General features: G+C 61.1%; 14 protein-coding genes. 10 read left to right on the top strand and 4 right to left on the bottom strand.

Annotated elements, in window-relative coordinates:
* Positions 1-48: 48 nt before the first annotated feature.
* Both ACSQ83_RS05620 and ACSQ83_RS05615 read right to left on the bottom strand, forming a co-directional pair.
* Complete coding sequence (locus ACSQ83_RS05620; RefSeq protein WP_436227463.1) at positions 49-807, bottom strand: sugar phosphate isomerase/epimerase family protein; 759 nt, start codon at positions 805-807, stop codon at positions 49-51.
* A gap of 351 nt (positions 808-1,158) precedes the next feature.
* Positions 1,159-2,049, bottom strand: a complete 891-nt coding sequence (locus ACSQ83_RS05615) for a LysR family transcriptional regulator (RefSeq protein ID WP_436227462.1) — start codon at positions 2,047-2,049, stop codon at positions 1,159-1,161.
* 115 nt (positions 2,050-2,164) lie between these two features.
* On the opposite strand from ACSQ83_RS05615, the gene ACSQ83_RS05610 reads away from it, so the two are divergent.
* From ACSQ83_RS05610 to ACSQ83_RS05600, 3 genes are all read left to right on the top strand, one after another.
* On the top strand, positions 2,165-3,250 hold the full coding sequence (locus tag ACSQ83_RS05610) for a YeiH family protein (RefSeq protein ID WP_436227461.1): 1,086 nt from the start codon (positions 2,165-2,167) through the stop codon (positions 3,248-3,250).
* 174 nt (positions 3,251-3,424) lie between these two features.
* Positions 3,425-4,159: a glutathione S-transferase gene (locus tag ACSQ83_RS05605; RefSeq protein ID WP_436227460.1), complete on the top strand. Its 735-nt coding sequence runs from the start codon at positions 3,425-3,427 to the stop codon at positions 4,157-4,159.
* A 44-nt stretch (positions 4,160-4,203) separates the two neighbouring features.
* On the top strand, positions 4,204-5,007 hold the full coding sequence (locus tag ACSQ83_RS05600; RefSeq protein WP_414952007.1) for an aldo/keto reductase: 804 nt from the start codon (positions 4,204-4,206) through the stop codon (positions 5,005-5,007).
* Between the two features lie 99 nt (positions 5,008-5,106).
* On the opposite strand, the gene cadR is transcribed toward ACSQ83_RS05600, so the two are convergent.
* Entirely contained in the window at positions 5,107-5,538 is a 432-nt protein-coding gene (cadR, locus tag ACSQ83_RS05595) for a Cd(II)/Pb(II)-responsive transcriptional regulator (protein ID WP_436227459.1), read from the bottom strand.
* Between the two features lie 80 nt (positions 5,539-5,618).
* On the opposite strand from cadR, the gene ACSQ83_RS05590 reads away from it, so the two are divergent.
* From ACSQ83_RS05590 to ACSQ83_RS05575, 4 genes are all read left to right on the top strand, one after another.
* The gene (locus ACSQ83_RS05590; protein ID WP_436227458.1) at positions 5,619-7,928 is read left to right on the top strand and encodes a heavy metal translocating P-type ATPase; all 2,310 of its coding nucleotides are present in this window, start codon (positions 5,619-5,621) and stop codon (positions 7,926-7,928) included.
* A 98-nt stretch (positions 7,929-8,026) separates the two neighbouring features.
* On the top strand, positions 8,027-9,763 hold the full coding sequence (locus ACSQ83_RS05585) for a ClcB-like voltage-gated chloride channel protein (RefSeq protein WP_436227457.1): 1,737 nt from the start codon (positions 8,027-8,029) through the stop codon (positions 9,761-9,763).
* Between the two features lie 300 nt (positions 9,764-10,063).
* The gene (locus tag ACSQ83_RS05580; protein ID WP_414952011.1) at positions 10,064-10,339 is read left to right on the top strand and encodes a hypothetical protein; all 276 of its coding nucleotides are present in this window, start codon (positions 10,064-10,066) and stop codon (positions 10,337-10,339) included.
* A gap of 110 nt (positions 10,340-10,449) precedes the next feature.
* Positions 10,450-10,692 (top strand): DUF2795 domain-containing protein, encoded by a 243-nt coding sequence (locus ACSQ83_RS05575; protein WP_414952012.1) that lies wholly within the window; start codon positions 10,450-10,452, stop codon positions 10,690-10,692.
* 24 nt (positions 10,693-10,716) lie between these two features.
* Here ACSQ83_RS05575 and ACSQ83_RS05570 read toward each other — a convergent pair whose 3' ends face one another.
* Positions 10,717-11,337: a TetR/AcrR family transcriptional regulator gene (locus tag ACSQ83_RS05570; RefSeq protein ID WP_436227456.1), complete on the bottom strand. Its 621-nt coding sequence runs from the start codon at positions 11,335-11,337 to the stop codon at positions 10,717-10,719.
* A gap of 404 nt (positions 11,338-11,741) precedes the next feature.
* On the opposite strand from ACSQ83_RS05570, the gene ACSQ83_RS05565 reads away from it, so the two are divergent.
* The 3 genes from ACSQ83_RS05565 to ACSQ83_RS05555 are packed head-to-tail and all read left to right on the top strand — an operon-like array spanning position 11,742 to position 17,493.
* Positions 11,742-12,830 (top strand): efflux RND transporter periplasmic adaptor subunit, encoded by a 1,089-nt coding sequence (locus ACSQ83_RS05565; protein WP_414952092.1) that lies wholly within the window; start codon positions 11,742-11,744, stop codon positions 12,828-12,830.
* On the top strand, positions 12,827-16,021 hold the full coding sequence (locus ACSQ83_RS05560; protein ID WP_414967828.1) for an efflux RND transporter permease subunit: 3,195 nt from the start codon (positions 12,827-12,829) through the stop codon (positions 16,019-16,021). Before ACSQ83_RS05565 ends, ACSQ83_RS05560 begins: the two co-directional genes overlap by 4 nt.
* On the top strand, positions 16,018-17,493 hold the full coding sequence (locus tag ACSQ83_RS05555; RefSeq protein WP_436227455.1) for an efflux transporter outer membrane subunit: 1,476 nt from the start codon (positions 16,018-16,020) through the stop codon (positions 17,491-17,493). Before ACSQ83_RS05560 ends, ACSQ83_RS05555 begins: the two co-directional genes overlap by 4 nt.
* Positions 17,494-17,721: the final 228 nt, after the last annotated feature.

The raw sequence follows: 17,721 nt of genomic DNA, 5'->3' as shown, positions 1-17,721 counted from the left end.
TTCGTCATTCATTGATGGATGGTGTTCAAGCTGGTTTCAAGCCAATTTTCAAGCCGATGCCAGTTGTTTGACGTAGCGGGCAGCATCGGCGGCAAGACTATCTTGATCGAATGGAAACTCGATACCGCGCGCAACGCCGGCCGGCAGATACGCCAGCAACTCTGCGAAGTGCGCGTCGTCGGTGGCGGGCGCCGTCGCGAAGCGGCGCGCCCCTTCGCCCTGCACGGCCTTGCAATGCACGTAACCCACGTACCGGGTCAGGCGCCTTGCTGCTTCGAGCGGATCTTGCTGCGCCCATTGCCAGTTGCCGGTATCGAAAGTCATGGAGAGCGTGTGCGGGCGGGTGTCCAGCGCCTCGAAAAGCGTGGAGAACGCATCGATTGTGCCGCCGGCTTTCATCTGGCCGTTTTCGACCACAACCTGCGCTTTGGAATTTCGGATGCCCGCAATCAGGCGATCGAGCGTCGCGGAATCCGTCGCTGTACCAACGCTTTCTGAGCCGCCGAGCTGGAATTTGACGATACGCGCATCGAGCGCCGCGGCTTCGTCCAGCGTCTGCTCCATTGCGGATTCATCGAGGGCGCCGGTATCGTCGAAAAGGGTCGCGGGGGTCGAATAGACCGACCAGATACCGGCCGCCCGGATTTGCTGACCAAGTTCGTACAGCGACGCGGGCTGCGATTGGGCCTGATAGGAGAACAATTCGCGGCGGACTTCGAAACCGGCGGCGCCCGCTTTTGCCGCGACTTGCGCCCACGCTGCGTGGCCGTCGCGGCGGATCGCGTCCGGACCGAATGCACTTGCCACGATCACTATCGAGACAGATGCGGGAACAGCCGCGCCAGCCCGGGTATTTTTGATCAGATTTTCAGACTTACGGTGTTCCACAGCAGAATTTGCCTTTATCGGTCAATGGAACCGGTTCCAATAACGAATTTCAAAAAATACGCGCGTCGCGTCTGAGTGATTCCGCATCATGCTCCTGGGGCTCAAGGGGCGCTATTCTGGAATTCCCTAGTGACCGATAGTTACCCGTGCTAGAGGACGATCGGGACGTCGGACGGCTGCTTTCGAACAAAACCCAGTTGCCCGTGATCTGGGATGGTCTGCATTTCACCGAAATTCGCATGCGCAGGCCAAGCTGATCGGCGGCAATCATCACTTATCAGCCCCATCCTCCACGCACAGCGCATAAAACCGCGCCGCCGCCCGCGACGCCGCCGCCCCATGCGGCATCAGTATCGAAAACCTTCTCGTCAACGGCTCCGGCGCAATCCGCAAGCGCAGCAGCGCGCCGTCCTCATGGCGCATGGACATCGCGGACACAAAACCAATCCCCATTCCCGCCCGCACCGCTTCTTTCACGCCTTCCACGCCCGCGATTTCCAACGCGACTCGCATCTGCACACCAGACCGCGCGCATGCGCGCTCGACCAGCTGACGCACGCCCGACCCGCCCTCGCGCAAAACCAGCGAATGAGCGCATATCGCTTTCAGCGTTACGCCGCCGGCTGCGCCGGCCAGCGGATGACCACTCGGCGCAATCGCCACGATCTCGTCCTCGCGCCACGCCGTGACTTCGGTTCCCGGCGGCAGATCGGCACCGGCCGGCCCTTCGATCATCGCGATATCCAGCGAACCCAGCGCCGCGATGATCTCCGTTGTATTGCCGCCGATCGTGTGAACCGTCACGTCCGGATGCTGCCGATGAAACTCCGCGATCAAATAGGGCAACAAGTAACTCGCCGGCGTCGTGCTCGCCCCGATCCGCAGCGTGCCGCGCTCGAGCCCCCGCAGCGCATTCCGGTACGCGTGGGCCTGCCCGACTGTCTCCCGGATTCGCGTGGCGTAGACGGCGAGCTGCTCGCCGGCGGCGGTCAAGCGGATGCCACGACCGGCGCGCTGATACAAAGGCTCGCCAAATTCATCCTGCAACTGGCGCAATTGCCCTGAAACAGCCGGCTGCGACAAATGCAGCGCGACGGCGGCACGGCTGATGTTGGCATGTTCGGCGACGGTGGCGAAGGTTATAAGCTGGTCTGGCGTCATTGGTACGTAACTATCGGCTGGATGGATAGTTTACATCCTAAATGACGATTTTTCATATCGATATATCAAGAATAGGATTAGCGCATCGAACACATCGACCAAAACGGAAAAGACCGTGAATTCCCTCGCCACTCCTGTCGCATCTCGTCCCGCTCCGTCCGCCCCCACCGGTCAAACGCGCGGTCAACTGAACGGCATCCTGTTCGTCGCGCTGTTCGCCGCCGCGGTCACTCAATTAGCCGCGCTGCCATTCATCTCCAATCTGGGACTCAGTCCACTGATCGTCGGCATTGTTGCCGGCGCGATCTACGGCAATGCGCTGCGCGACGGCATGCCGGAAAGCTGGGCGTCGGGCGTGAACTTCTCCGCTCGCAAGCTGCTGCGCATCGCGGTCGGCTTCTTCGGGATGCGTGTAAGCCTGCAAGAAATCGCGCAAGTCGGGCTGCCGGGGTTGACGGTGTCGGTACTGGTGGTGGTGAGCACGCTCGTCATTGGCACATGGGCGGGCATGAAGCTGATGAAACTTGACCGCGATACAGCATTGCTGACCGCGGCCGGTAGCGCGATCTGTGGCGCCGCAGCGGTGCTCGCGTTTGAATCGACGTTGCAGTCCGAGCCGCATAAAAGCGCGATGGCGGTCGGCAGCGTCGTATTGTTCGGCACGCTTTCCATGTTCCTCTACCCGCTTGCGCTGCACCTCGGCTGGCTGCATCTGGACACGCTGGGCGTCGGCCTGTTTTTCGGCGGCACGATCCACGAAGTGGCGCAGGTGGTGGGGGCGGCCAGCAACGTGAGCCCGGAAGCGACGCACATTGCGACTATCGTGAAAATGACCCGCGTGATGCTGCTCGTGCCCGTGCTGCTCGTGATCGGCATGTGGGTGAACCGCTCGCGTAACAGCGATCAAACAGATGGCAGCGGCACGAAGCGCAAGCTGGCGATTCCCTGGTTCGCGCTCGGTTTCCTCGCGCTCGTCATCGTGAATTCGTTGCACGTTTTGCCCGATACCGCCACGCACACGCTGAACACGCTCGATACCTTCGCGTTGACCATGGCGATGACCGCACTGGGCATCGAAACGCGGATCTCGCAGATTCGGCAGGCGGGACCCCGCGCGCTGGTAACCGGCGCGATTGTGTATGCCTGGCTGATCGGGGGAGGACTCGCGATAACCCTGGGCGTCGAGCGCCTGCTCGGGTAATGTTCGTAGAGGTGCCGCTTGCAGAGATAAACAAACCCCGCCGCCCGTGCGGGGTTTGTGCTTTTCAGCGGCATGACAAAGACGATGCAAGCAGACGATGCAAGCGCAACGGCACGCGTGTTGCTACCCTCTTGGCTTTGGGTTTCCAGCAATCACACCGCGAGGAGTTTGCCGATGGCCTACGAACTGTATTACTGGGATGGTCTTCAAGGCCGCGGAGAATATGTCCGGCTCGCGCTTGAGGACGCCGGCGCTGACTACGTTGACGTTGCACGCGGCGCGAAGAAGGATGGACAAGGCACCGGCGCCATGATGAAGATCATCAACAGCAAGACCGAGCCGCATATTCCGTTCGCTCCGCCATTCCTGAAGGATGGTGAGCTGATCATTCCCCACGTCGCAAACATTCTGCAATATCTCGGGCCGAAGCTTGGTCTTGCGCCGAAAGACGAAGGCCTGCGTTATGTCGCGCATGGCTTGCAGTTGACGATCGCGGACATGGTGACCGAGGTGCACGATACCCATCATCCGCTCGCAAGCGATCTGTATTACGAAGACCAGAAAGATGCCGCGAAGCAGCGCTCGAAGGATTTCATCTTGAACCGGGTGCCGAAGTTCATCGGCTATTTCGAGCGCGTACTCGCGCAAAATCCTCACGGCGATACGCAAATAATCGGCAACACGACAACGTATGTGGACCTGTCGATATTTCAACTTGTCGACGGCCTGCATTACGCCTTTCCGCGCGCGATGAAAAAATTCGGCAGCTTGTATCCGCGCGTGGCGGCATTGCACGACGCCGTGCTGGAACGACCGAATATCGCGGCTTATGTGGATTCGGAACGCCGGATTCCCTTCAACGAATCCGGCATTTTCCGTCATTACCCGGAACTGGATCAGGATGCCTGACCGGCCGGCCTGTATCGGATAAACGTATTCATTAGGAGTATCAGATGATCGACACAATTCCGTCGTTCGGACTCGGCACCTTTCGCGTGGACGCGGAGAAAACTTCCAGGTCCGTGACAAGCGCGCTGCAAATCGGGTATCGGCATATTGATACTGCGGTTCTATACAAGAACGAAGAAGCCGTCGGCAAAGGCGTGCGCGACTCGCTCGTGCCACGTGAGGATATCTGGGTCACCACCAAGGTCTGGCACGACCGGCTGCGTAGAGACGACGTGGTGAAAAGCCTTGAGGAAAGTCACAAGAAGCTGAATATCGGGACGATCGATCTCGCGCTGGTTCATTGGCCGTCGCCGGATAGCGTGGTGCCGATCGCCGAATCAATCGCGGGCTTTCAGGACGCGCAAAAGCAGCAGTTGATCCGGCATTTCGGCGTGTCGAACTTCACCGCGCCGTTGCTCGAGGAAGCGTTGAACGCGCCCGGCGGCGAGGGCATCGTGACGAACCAGTTTGAAATCAGCCCGTTCCTCGCGAACCGCAAGCTGGTCGAGGCAACGCAGAAGCTGGGCGTGAAGGTGACCGCGTATATGCCGCTCGGTGAAGGCCGCGCGCACAAGGATCCCACCCTGGTTGCCATCGCGAAGAAGCATGGCGTGACGGCTGCGCAAGTGACGTTTGCGTGGCTGCTGTCGCGCGATATCGTGGTGCTGTCTGCATCGACGAATCCGGAACACCAGGAAGTGAACTGGGACTCACAAAAGGTAAGACTGGACGCCGACGATATCGCGAAGATCGACGCGCTCGACGAAGGCCAGCGAAATGCGAAGCCGCCGTTCGCGCCGAAGTGGTGACCAGATAGTTTGACGTAGAACGCAACCCGGCTTCAATGCGACGAAGCCGGGTTTTCAACCGATCCCCGCTGCTTCACTCAGCCCAAACTCAGCCCGCGCTCAGCCCAAATGAGTCCGCTTCTCGCGTGCAGGCGCAACGTTGCTCGTAGAAAGCGCGTGCACGATGCCGCAGTCCGTCGCTGACTCTTCTGTCGTGCATTGCCCCCTCAACGCAACCAGTTGCGACTTGAGTTGCTTCAACTCCTCTATCCGCCTGTCCACATGAACAATGTGGTCGTCGACGAGCGAATTGATCGAGCCGCAGGGTTCGCCGGGTGCATCGGTTGCGCTGAGCAGACCGCGGATCTCATCATGCGTCATATCCAGCGAGCGGCAATTGCGGATGAACCGCAGCCGTTCCGCGTGCGTTTCCGTGTAATTCCGGTAATTGGAATCCGTACGGCTCGCCTGCGGCATTAAGCCCTCTTTCTCGTAAAAGCGAATAGTTTCAGTCGTGCACTGAGCGATTTTCGCCAATTCACCGATTTTCATTGCTTGCGCTCCTGGTCAATGCTTGACCTTGAAGTGGCTTCAGGACGTCTACTCAACCATATATTGCCTCTGGAGGCCACATGGTTGATCGATCCACTGTTATTAAAACTACGCCGCAGGACCACGGCGCGGCGTGTTGCGCGCATAACCATGTTGAAGTTGCCGGCAATGCGAAGCGCTCGCCGGCCGAGCCGTCGGGCGACAAATTATTACGCTCTGTTCCCGCCGAGGACACGCAAAGCGTCTTCTTCGTTGAAGAAATGGATTGCGCCGCAGAAATCGCTTTGATCGAGAACAAGCTTTCCGCGCTGCCCGCCGTTAGCGACATGAACTTCGACGTCATGCAGCGCCGGGTAACAGTCAGGCACGCGACCGGGCAGCAAGAAACCATCATGCAGGCGATTCACTCGGTGGGCATGTCCGCGACGATTATCGACCCTGATAGCATGAGCAAGGATGACGCTTCTCGTAAGCGCCGCCGCGCATGGCCACTCGCGCTGGCGGGTGCCGCGGCAGTGGGCTCCGAGATCCTCAGCTTCGCCGCACTTGGCGCGCCCCCGTCGAACTGGCTTCCCGCGTGGCTGCCGTCATGGGGTGTGCCGACCTCGCTACCGAACGCGATCGCGGCGGCGCTTGCGCTGGTTGCCGTCGTTGTGGGCGGTCTTGGCACCTACAGGAAAGGCTGGATCGCGCTGCGCCACGGCAACCTCAACATCAACGCACTGATGAGCATCGCCGTCACGGGCGCGCTGATGCTCGGCCAGTGGCCGGAAGCGGCGATGGTCATGGTGCTGTTCAGCGTCGCCGAACTGATTGAATCAAAATCGCTCGACCGGGCGCGCAATGCTGTCGGCAAGCTGCTGCAACTCTCGCCGGATCGCGTGACCCTGCAGCAGGCCGATGGTACCTGGAGTGACGTCGATGCCCATCAAGTCGGTATCGGCGCCGTTGTGCGGGTGAAGCCCGGTGAGCGGATAGGACTTGACGGCGTCGTCACGGCAGGCCGTTCGGCGGTCAATCAGGCGGCGATCAGCGGCGAAAGCCTTCCCGTCGATAAATCCCCCGGCGATGCCGTCTTTGCCGGCACGCTGAACGCGTCGGGATCGCTTGACTATCGGGTCACGGCTCGTGCCGATGGCACCCTGCTCGCGCGGATTATTCACGCGGTATCGGCGGCGCAAGCGTCGAAGGCACCCACGCAGCGTTTCGTCGATCGATTCGCGCGAATTTACACGCCCGTGATCTTTGCGCTCGCCCTGCTCGTGGCCATCGTGCCGCCGCTTTTATTCAGCGGCATATGGCAGACCTGGATCTACAAGGCGCTCGTGCTGCTCGTCATCGCGTGTCCGTGCGCGCTGGTCATCTCCACGCCGGTAACGATCGCAAGTGGCCTCGCCGCTGCCGCCCGCAAGGGGATTCTCGTCAAGGGCGGCGTCTATCTCGAGATGGGGCGCGCACTCACCGCCCTCGCCTTCGACAAGACCGGCACCATCACGCGCGGCGTTCCTGTTCAGACCGACGTCCATATCATGGCCGGCGCCGACGCGCAGCTTTGCGGCCTGCTCGCTGCCAGTCTCGCGGGGCGCTCGGATCACCCGGTATCCAGAGCCGTGGCGCAAGCGGCGAACATCGGGGAATTGAACCGATTCAAGGTCGAAGAGTTTGAAGCACTGCCCGGCCGCGGCGTGCAAGGCATGCTGGACGGACGCAGCTATGCGCTTGGCAACCGGCGTCTGGTCACGGAGCGCGGCTTCCTGAGCGCGGACACGTCCAAGCGTCTGGATGCACTGGAAAGCGAGGGCAAGACCGCCGTCGTGCTGATCGATGACAAGGGCGTGCTCGCGCTATTCGCGGTCGCTGATGAAATCCGCGATGGCAGCCGCGATGCAATCGCCGCGCTTCGCAGGCTGAACGTGCGCACCGTGATGCTAAGCGGCGACAACGAGCGCGCCGTTACGGCCATTGCACGCGAAGCCGGTATCGATGAAGCGCACGGAAACCAGTTGCCCGAAGACAAACTCAGCGCGATAGCGACCCTGGCGTCGAACGGCGCGCGGGTCGGCATGGTCGGCGACGGTATCAACGACGCGCCCGCACTCGCGCGCGCGGATATCGGCTTTGCGATGGGTGTCATGGGCTCGGACGCCGCCATTGAAACGGCCGATGTGGCGCTGATGGACGACGACCTGCGCAAGGTGGCCGCGTTCATCGGTTTATCGAAGGCGACGCATTCCATTCTGGTCCAGAACATCGCGCTGGCGCTGGGTATCAAGGCCGCGTTCCTGGTCATGGCGCTGACCGGTTCCTCAACGCTCTGGATGGCCGTGATCGCCGACGTAGGCGCAAGTCTGCTCGTGATCGGCAACGGCCTCAGGCTGCTGCGCAAATAGCGGCAAGGCGCTCTCGAGCGTGTCGGATGTGCGACGTTTTTTCCACCGCATGGATGATATCCTTGCCCGCACATTCCGCCGCCCCGTCCAGAGCTTACGTGCTTTCATTTCTTCTTAAACTTCGCACCCGGGCACAGATCCGGTTTCGCTTCTCCGAGTCCCACTCCATGCTCGTTTGGGCCGTGATTGTCGGCGTGGCGGGCGCGTTCGCGACCTCGGCGTTTCGGCTTGGTATCGACGAGATGCAGCGGCTTTTTGGCGGCGATCACGGTAACTTCGTCGAGATGGCCACGCGGCTGCCGTGGCCCGTGCGGGTCGCGTTGCCAACGGCGGGCGGATTGATCGCGGGCCTGTGCCTGCTGATCGCCCGGCGTCGCTCCACCGGTCAGGCGAATGCCGACTACATGGAAGCCGTGACCATAGGCGATGGCGTCGTGCCGGTCTGGCAAAGCCTGTGGCGCAGCATCTCGTCGCTGTTCACCATCGCGAGCGGCGGGTCCATCGGTCGCGAAGGGTCGATGGTGCAGCTCGCCGCATTGTGCGCGTCGCTGATCGGACGCTGGGTTCACTTCGATCCGCCGCGCCTGCGCTTGCTCGTCGCCTGCGGCGCGGCGGCCGGGATCACCTCGGCGTACAACGCGCCTATCGCCGGCGCGTTCTTCGTGACCGAGCTCGTACTCGGCTCCATGGCCATGGAAAGCTTCGGGCCGATCGTGGTGTCGTCTGTGGTGGCGAACATCACCATGCGCGAGTTCGCCGGCTATCGGCCGCCTTACGAAATGCCCGTGTTTCCAACGGTCACCGGCGTCGAAGTGCTGCTGTTTGTCCTGCTTGGGTTGCTATGCGGCGTGCTCGCACCGTATTTCCTGCGGCTGCTGGCGGCATCGAAACAACGCTTCGCCAAGCTGCCCCTGCCCTTGCCGATCCGCCTCGGATTCGGCGGCTTGATTGTCGGCGTGATCTCGATCTGGTACCCGGAGGTCTGGGGCAACGGCTATGAAGTCGTCAACTCGATCCTGCATCATTCGTGGACCTGGGAAGCGCTGGCCGCGGTGCTGTTCTTCAAGATCATCGCGACCGCGGCAACGGCGGGTTCCGGCGCGGTCGGCGGGATTTTCACGCCGACGCTCTTCGTCGGCGCGGTGGTCGGCTGCTTGTTCGGACTGGCGGCGCATACCATCTGGCCGGACTCCACGTCCGCGCCGTTTGCCTACGCGATGGTCGGCATGGGCGCGTTCCTCGCTGCAGCCACGCATGCGCCGTTGATGGCAATTCTGATGATCTTCGAAATGACGTTGAGCTATCAGGTCATGCTGCCGCTGATGCTCTCTTGCGTGGTGGCGTTTTTCATCGCGCGGGCGTCGGCGCAGACGTCGATGTACGAAGTCACGCTGCGTCGAGACCGTGACGAAAAAGAGCGCACGCGGCTTGCTGCCACGCAGATGCGCGAACTCGTGAAACCGGCCGATACCGTTGTCCCGCTCGATGCAGACGTAAAGGCGATGACTCGCGTGTTCCTCGAATATCCGGTGAAGTACCTTTACGTCGTTGATGTGGACGGCCAGTTTCGCGGCGTGGTGGCGCTGAAGGACATTACGTCCGATCTGCTAGATGAACGCGATACCGCCATCAAAACTGCTGAAGATTATCTGCAGCCTCATTTCGATGTCCTTACACCGAATATGTCGCTGGGTGAAGCGTTGCAGCATTTTCTCGCGTTCCAGGGCGAGCGGTTGCCGGTCATCGACTGCCCGGCGCGACCGGTGTTGCTTGGCGTTGTCTATAAAACATCGCTTCTCGATGCTTACTTCCGATTAAACCCCGCATCGCGCTGAGTGCCCGATATTGCTCTGATTGTGCAAAATTGCGGCAGTGCCGGAGCATCAATAACGCTTCCGGTTACGACCTTATTCTAGAATTTGCTCGAAGAACGGCCGCAGACGCCGCTAGAAACGAGGCTCGGCCGGCACGCACCATTCGTCAGCTAAAGCCCTGTCATACCGCACTTATTGATTGGCATAGCGTTTGCTCGATTCCTCGCTACTATTCTCCGTATAGCCTCGTGTTTGTGCTGCCTGTACGTCGCTTGTGCAAGCTCGCATGAGTTTGTGTACTAGTGTCTGGAGGGTTGAGCGATGAAAACCTCAACGGCTTTATTGATGGTTCTGGTGTCCGTGTCGTGTTACGCCGCGCCAATTCACACCGACGACGCAGCCATCTATGCTGCGCGCCAGGCTGAAACCATGCGCGCAGCGCTTGCCATTCGCGCCAATGCGCCGCCGGTCTCGCCGCCGGCGCCGGAGGTGCCTGCGCAGGAACTCAATCACGCGCACTGGTTCCATGTGGAATTGCCGAAGTCGCGCTCGCCCAGTCACGGCATGTCGAGCCAGGTAATAGACGTTCAGACTTAGATGTTCAGACTTAGATGTTCAGACGTAGAACCGCACGCATGAAGCTGCGCCGTCTGCATGGCGCTTCGGATTGACCACGAAACAACCACGCAAAACAACCAAGGGCAGCAATGACCGATACGCACGTGAATGCCAGCTTGAATGACGAACCGATCGATGATGAAATCGCAGAGGTCCTGCGTGACTTGAAGTTTCCGACCAACAAGGATGGCATTGTCGATGCGGCGCGCGCTGCAGGCGTGAGCAACGACGTCATTGCCGTATTCGATGGATTGCCTGAGCAGGATTACGCGAGCGCAGACGCCGTAGAGCAGTTGCTAGGCAGTAACGGCGGATCGGGCCTTTCCATCTGAGCGATGTTTGGCCCCACGCTTGAATCAAACCACGTCGGATCCAAACACTACTCGGCTGAAGAACTTCGCCAGGACGGCTTCGGACATTTCGCTGCCGCAAGCCTGCGGGTCCGACGTATAAAAAAACTGCATCCCGTCGATCAACGCAGTCAGCCCAAGCGCAAGCTGCTCGGCCGGCATGGGCAGCGGCGTTCCCGCCCGCTCTGAAAACGCGACAATATATGCGGTCGTGTGTTGCAGCAATTCCCGGATGAATGCATTGAATTGCGCGCGAAATTTCGCATCGCGGCTTGATTGCAATTTCGCTTCAACCCACAGCAGAAAACACTTGTTGTCGCGATAACACTCGCTGTAATACTGCAGCAAGCGGGCTTCCATATCGGCGCGGCTGGCTTCGCCATCGAAGATCGAATGCAGGCGGCCCATGATCCCGTCGTGATCGCGCTTGAGCAATTCCAGGAACAAAGCCGACTTGCTGCCGAAGTTTGAATAGAACGCACCGCGCGTATAACCGGCGGCCGCAGCAATGTCCTCGACGCTGGCGGCAACAAACCCCTTCTTCATGAAAACAGCTTGCGCAGCGTCCAGCAAACGCTCACGCGTCTGATCACGGCTTTGCTCCCGGGTGAGGCGAATTCGTTTCATCGGCTGAGTTTAGCATCTCAAAATTGGATTATGATACGACTTTGATTCCAGATACATAGTTGTATTAGAATTCATCGCGTATCTGGCGATTGGGACTGGAAAGCTTTATAGCCGTGGCCTGCCGCCTGTCCAGCTCTCCGTGCCCGAGTAACGCCACATCTTGAAATGCGCAGCGACTGGCCTTGTCGACGCTGCGCACCGACCGTGCATGCAAGCCCGTCTTGCACGCACGGGAAGCTTTTGCGCCGAGGTCATTCGTGATTCTGCAAGTCTGCCGCCGCACGTTGCGCACGTTGTCACTGCTCCGATCGCGGTCGATTCCGTTCAAGTTCCTGCCGTTCAAGTTCCCCGCATCGGGATCTCTTTTCGTTCGACACACCGCTGCGTGGTCAGTCGGCGCGGCGATGGTCGTCGCACTCAGCGCATGCGGCAAGAAGGAAGCGCCGCCGGTTGCGCTGCGTCCGGTGGTCGCCATGGCTGCCGTCGCCGACACGCACACGGTGCAGTCGTCGCTGCCGGCAACTATCGAATCTCGCTACTCGACGCCGCTCTCATTTCGCGTAGGCGGGAAGATCATCGAGCGCCGTGTGCGTTTGGGCGATAGCGTGAAAGCCGGTGAGATCGTGGCAAAACTCGATCCCGCCGATAACGCCAAGAACGCCGCGAGCACAGCCGCGCAACTCTCCGCCGCCGAGCACCAGCTCACTTACGCCGAGCAGCAACTCACGCGCGACCGCGCGCAGGCGCAGGAAAACCTGATCGCACGCGCGCAACTCGAACAAACCGAAAATGCCTATGCCGCCGCGCTGGCGCAGCGCAATCAGGCACAGGCACAAGCCGCGTTATCGGCCGATCAGTTGAAATACACCACGCTGATTGCCGACCGCGCCGGCGTCATCACGGCGGAACAGGCTGACACAGGGCAAAACGTATCGGCGGGACAAGCCGTCTATAACCTCGCGTGGAGCGGCGAGATCGACGTGGTGTCGGACGTGCCGGAAACCGCGCTTGGTTCTCTCGTGGTCGGCCAGAAAGCCACCGTGACGCTTCCCGCGCTGGGAGGCAAACAATTCGCGGCCCGCGTACGCGAAGTGTCGCCGGCCGCCGATCCTCAAAGCCGTACGTATCGCGTCAGGATGACGCTTGAAGCACCCACGCCGGAAGTCCGGCTTGGCATGACCGCAGACGTGGCGTTCGCGCAAGTGGCTGGGTCGAATGCATCGGGCGCATCAGGTGCGCCCGGCCAGGCGTTCACCCTGCCCTCCACCGCGCTGTTCCACGCCGGTAAATTACCTGCGGTCTGGATCGTGAAGGCGGATGACTCGCTCGAATTGCGGCGCGTGGACGTGACCCGATACGGCGAGCGCACCGTGACGGTTTCCAACGGCATCGCACCCGGTGACCGGGTGGTATGGCAAGGTGTCCATACCGTTTCTGCCGGCCAGAAAGTTCGCGTGGTTGCCCCCTTGCATCCGGAAGATTTCGCGTCATGAGCGACCTCGACCGGGAATCGGAGAAAGCAGCGGCCAATGCTGCCGCGGCAGCGTCGGGCGATTATCGTCACGAAGAAGGCAGCTTTAATCTCTCGGCCTGGGCTCTGCGCCATCAGGCACTGGTTGTCTTCCTGATCGCGATGGCAACCATCTTCGGGGTCCTCGCGTACACCCGGCTCGCGCAATCGGAGGACCCGCCGTTCACGTTCCGCGTGATGGTCATCCAGACCTTCTGGCCAGGCGCCACCGCGCAGCAGATGCAGGAACAGGTCACCGACAAGATCGCGAAAAAGCTTCAGGAAACACCCGCTACCGACTTCCTTCGCAGCTACTCGCGCCCCGGCGAATCACTGCTGTTTTTCTCGATGAAAGACGGCGCGCCCGCGAAAGACGTGCCTGAAGAGTGGTATCAGGTGCGCAAGAAAGTCGGGGACATTGCGTACACGCTGCCGAGAGGTGTGCAAGGTCCGTACTTCAACGACGAGTTCGGCGATGTCTTCACGAATATCTACACGCTCGAAGGCGATGGTTTTTCGCCAGTGCAACTTCATGATTACGCCGACTCGCTGCGCACGGTCTTGCTGCGCGTGCCCGGCGTGGCGAAGGTTAATTATTTCGGCGACCAGGACGAGCGCGTCTACGTGGAGATCGCGAACACGCAACTCACGCGGCTAGGCATCTCGCCGCAGCAGATTGCGCAGGCTATCGACGGTCAGAATGCAGTGGCACCCTCCGGTACGCTGAATACGCCGAACGATCGCGTGTTCGTGCGGCCGACCGGCCAGATCACCGACATGGCTGCGCTCGCCAACACGCTGATCCGCGTGAACGGGCGCTCGTTTCGCCTGGGCGACATAGCGACCGTCAAGCGCGGATATCTCGATCCCCCGGCCACGCAAATGCGCGCGGGCGAGAAGCCGGTGCTGGGCATTGGCATCACGATGCAGCCCGGTCAGGACGTGGTGCAATTGGGCAAGGCGCTCGACGCGAAGGTCGCCGAGTTGCGCGGTCAACTGCCCGCCGGCCTCGTGCTCAACGAAGTGTCGAGCATGCCGCACGCGGTATCGAAGTCAGTCGATGACTTTCTCGAAGCGGTCGCCGAAGCCGTCATCATCGTGCTGATCGTGAGCCTGGTGTCGCTGGGTGTGCGCACGGGCATGGTGGTCGTGATCTCGATTCCAGTCGTGCTCGCGGTCACGGCCCTCTTCATGTATCTCTTCGATATCGGCCTGCACAAGGTCTCGCTCGGAACGCTGATTCTCGCGCTGGGACTGCTGGTCGACGACGCGATCATCGCCGTCGAAATGATGGCCGTGAAGCTCGAACAGGGCTGGAATCGCTCGCGCGCCGCGGCCTACGCCTATACCAGCACTGCGTTCCCCATGCTCACGGGCACGCTCGTGACGGTAGCCGGTTTCCTGCCGATCGCGCTGGCCAAATCCAGTACCGGCGAATACACGCGCTCGATCTTCGAGGTGTCGGCCATTGCGTTGATCGCGTCGTGGTTCGCGGCCGTCGTGCTGATTCCGCTGCTTGGCTACAAGCTGTTGCCCGAGCGCAAGCGCGAGGCACATCACGCGCACGATCATGAACACGATATCTACAACACCAGGTTCTACACGCGTCTGCGCGGCTGGCTGACGTGGTGTATTGAGCGGCGCTTCGTGGTGCTCGGCGTCACGCTCGTGCTGTTCGTGATCGCGCTCGCTGGCTTTACGCTTATTCCTCAACAATTCTTTCCGAGTTCGGACCGCTCGGAACTGCTCGTCGATGTACGCCTGCAAGAAGGCGCCTCGTTCGAAGCCACGCTACGCGAGACAAAGCGGCTCGAGAAGGTCCTGGAGGGACGGCCCGAGATTGACCACATAGTGAATTTCGTCGGGTCGGGCGCGCCGCGCTTCTATCTGCCGCTCGATCAGCAATTGCAAGTAGCGAACTTCGCGCAGTTCGTGATCACAGCGAAGTCCGTCGAAGATCGCGAGAAGCTCGCGCGCTGGTTGGAACCCGTGTTGCGGGAGAAGTTTTCGTCCATTCGCACGCGCTTGTCGCGGCTCGAAAACGGTCCACCGGTTGGATATCCGGTGCAGTTCCGCGTAAGCGGCGACGATCTGCCGACAGTGCGCGGCATCGCCGAAAAGGTCTTCGCCGAAATGAGCGCTAACAGCGGTACGACTAATGTCCAGTACGACTGGGATGAACCGTCGGAGCGTTCGGTGCGTTTCGATATCGACCAGAAGAAGGCGCGGGAACTCGGTATCAGTTCGCAGGACGTATCGGATTTCCTCGCGATGCAACTGACGGGTTATACCGTCACGCAGTATCGTGAACATGACAAGCTGATCAGCGTCGACTTGCGTGCGCCGAAAAGCGAACGGGTCGATCCGGCGAAACTCGCCACGCTCGCCATGCCCACGCCGAACGGTCCCGTGCCGCTGGGAACGATCGGGCATGTGGTGAACGATCTGGAATACGGCGTGATCTGGGAACGCGACCGTCAGCCGACCATCACCGTGCAGTCGGACGTGAAGGCCGGCGCGCAGGGCATTGACGTGACGCATGCGATCGAGAAGAAACTCGCTACGTTGCGCGCGGGCTTGCCGGTGGGGTATCGGATCGAAGTGGGCGGACCGGTCGAGGAAAGCGAGAAAGGCCAGTCCTCCATCAACGCGCAAATGCCGATCATGGCGATTGTCGTCCTGACGCTGCTGATGATCCAGTTGCAGAGCTTCGCGCGCGTGATGATGGTGGTGCTCACCGCACCGCTCGGCTTGATTGGCGTCGTGATCGCGTTGCTGCTGTTCAACAAGCCGTTCGGTTTTGTCGCCATGCTGGGCGTAATCGCCATGTTCGGGATCATCATGCGCAACTCGGTGATTCTCGTCGACCAGATCGAGCAGGACATTGCCGCGGGGCATCCACGCTTTGACGCTATCGTTGGCGCGACCGTACGGCGTTTCCGCCCGATCACGCTGACGGCGGCCGCTGCGGTGCTCGCATTGATCCCGCTGTTGCGCAGCAACTTCTTCGGCCCGATGGCAACTGCGCTGATGGGCGGCATCACGAGCGCGACCGTGCTTACGCTGTTTTACTTGCCGGCGTTGTATGCGGCTTCGTTCAAGGTGCGGCGTAACGAGCGCGCGGGGTTTGAAGACCCGGACACGCCCGATGCCCGCAATGGAGGCCGGTCATGAACCGCCCTGTCCTCACCGCTCTCAGCTTTGCAGCAGCCCTTTCGGCGTGCTCGTTTGGCCCGGATGGAAAACCGCCCGTCATGCCGACGGTGGCCCACTACGGCGCCGACGCGCAGCCAGTGCGCACCGTTACCGCCGAAGGGGTATCGCAGAATTTCGATGCCGGCGCCAAACCGGTTCCCGAGTGGTGGAAGCTATACCGCTCCGAGCCGTTGAATGCGCTAGTCGATGAAGGCTTGCGCAACAGCCCAAGCCTCGCCGCGACGGACAAGACCCTCGCTGCGGCACGCGAGCAACTGCGGGCACAAGTCGGCGAGTCGATGCTGCCAAGTATCGATCTCGGCGGGCAGACGGACCGGGAGCGTGCGATCGGGGTGCCGAACTTCGGTCCGCCCACTGTGCTCTACAACCTCTTTGTCGGCCAGATTCGGGCGCAATACACGTTCGACTTGTTCGGCGCGGCGCGACTCGCTGACCGGGCGCTCGCCGCGCAGGTGGACAGCCAGTCCTGGCAATTCGATGCTGCCCGCCGCGCGCTCGCCGCAAACATTGTCACGGGCGCGATTGGTGCGGCGTCGTTGCGCGCGCAAATCGATACGACCGAACGACTGATCGTCCTCGCCAATGAAGACGCGCGAGAAACGCAGCGCCGCAACGAACTCGGTTCGGCGTCGCACGCGGACGCGCTCAATGCGCAATCGAACGCCGCGTCCCTTGCCGCTTCGCTGCCGGGGCTGCGCGCCCAGTGGCTTGCAAACCGCCATGCGCTCGCCGTGATGCTTGGCCGGACACCGGATCAGGCGCCGCCGGATCTCGATCTTGCGTCGCTCACCGTGCCGGGTAATGTGCCGGTGGTCGTGCCATCGGAATTGCTTGCCAGCCGCCCCGATATCCAGGCAGCCGATGCGCTGCTCAAAGCGGCCGCGGCGCAAGTCGGCGTCGCGACGGCGCAGATGTTTCCGAGCCTGACGCTGTCGGCATCGATGGGGAAAGCGGGTTTCAGCTGGCCGGCGGCCTTGTCGGGCGCGGGCGCGATCTGGGGCATAGGCGCGTCGCTGTCGCAACCGCTGTTTCATGGCGGCGCATTGCTCGCCCAGAAGCGCGCCGCGCAAGCGAGTTATGAGGCGGCCGTGGCGCAATACAAGCAGACCGTGCTGACCGCGTTCCGTAACGTGGCAGATTCGCTCGCGGCGCTCGAGCAGGATAACCAGGCACTCAGTTTCGCCGATACCGCCAGCCGCGCTTCAATGAGCGCGTTCACGGATTCGGCGGCGCGCGAGCGGCTGGGGGCAATTCCGCCTTCAGCGTCACGGGCGAGCGAGCGCCAGTATCGCAATGCACGGCTGGATGCTATCCGCTATGAAAGCGCGCGGCTCAGCGATACCGCATTGCTATTCCAGGCAATGGGTTCGCCAGCCGGCAGCGCGACGGACCCTGCGCCTGCGGGCAAAGTGACCGAGGCAGCGAAATAGCCCTCGCTCGTGACCGGTGCGTTCTCTCTCTTCCAACGCGTAAAAACTGAAGCGAGCGCTGTATGCAAAGAGCCGTTCCGACGTAAATCGGAACGGCTCTTTGCACTTGATCGGCACAACAGGACAGTAAGCGCGTCATCGGAAGAAGCCTGAGATCAAGGACATCGAAAGTCACGATTTCAGCGTCGCCGAAAACATCGTAGTGCCATCAAAATTCGCACCTAACCT

Origin of the sequence: Caballeronia sp. LjRoot29, assembly GCF_964252755.1 — a bacterium.
GTDB lineage: Bacteria > Pseudomonadota > Gammaproteobacteria > Burkholderiales > Burkholderiaceae > Caballeronia.
Note: the sequence above shows the minus strand (reverse complement) of the source record. Positions and strands in the feature narration are given on the sequence as shown.

Coding starts and splice junctions, on each gene's coding strand:
- ACSQ83_RS05575 (WP_414952012.1), top strand. CDS start 10,450: ATGACCGATACGCACGTGAATGCCAGCTTGAATGACGAACCGATCGAT.
- ACSQ83_RS05605 (WP_436227460.1), top strand. CDS start 3,425: ATGGCCTACGAACTGTATTACTGGGATGGTCTTCAAGGCCGCGGAGAA.
- ACSQ83_RS05615 (WP_436227462.1), bottom strand. CDS start 2,049: ATGACGCCAGACCAGCTTATAACCTTCGCCACCGTCGCCGAACATGCC.
- cadR (WP_436227459.1), bottom strand. CDS start 5,538: ATGAAAATCGGTGAATTGGCGAAAATCGCTCAGTGCACGACTGAAACT.
- ACSQ83_RS05590 (WP_436227458.1), top strand. CDS start 5,619: ATGGTTGATCGATCCACTGTTATTAAAACTACGCCGCAGGACCACGGC.
- ACSQ83_RS05560 (WP_414967828.1), top strand. CDS start 12,827: ATGAGCGACCTCGACCGGGAATCGGAGAAAGCAGCGGCCAATGCTGCC.
- ACSQ83_RS05555 (WP_436227455.1), top strand. CDS start 16,018: ATGAACCGCCCTGTCCTCACCGCTCTCAGCTTTGCAGCAGCCCTTTCG.
- ACSQ83_RS05580 (WP_414952011.1), top strand. CDS start 10,064: ATGAAAACCTCAACGGCTTTATTGATGGTTCTGGTGTCCGTGTCGTGT.
- ACSQ83_RS05565 (WP_414952092.1), top strand. CDS start 11,742: ATGGTCGTCGCACTCAGCGCATGCGGCAAGAAGGAAGCGCCGCCGGTT.
- ACSQ83_RS05570 (WP_436227456.1), bottom strand. CDS start 11,337: ATGAAACGAATTCGCCTCACCCGGGAGCAAAGCCGTGATCAGACGCGT.
- ACSQ83_RS05600 (WP_414952007.1), top strand. CDS start 4,204: ATGATCGACACAATTCCGTCGTTCGGACTCGGCACCTTTCGCGTGGAC.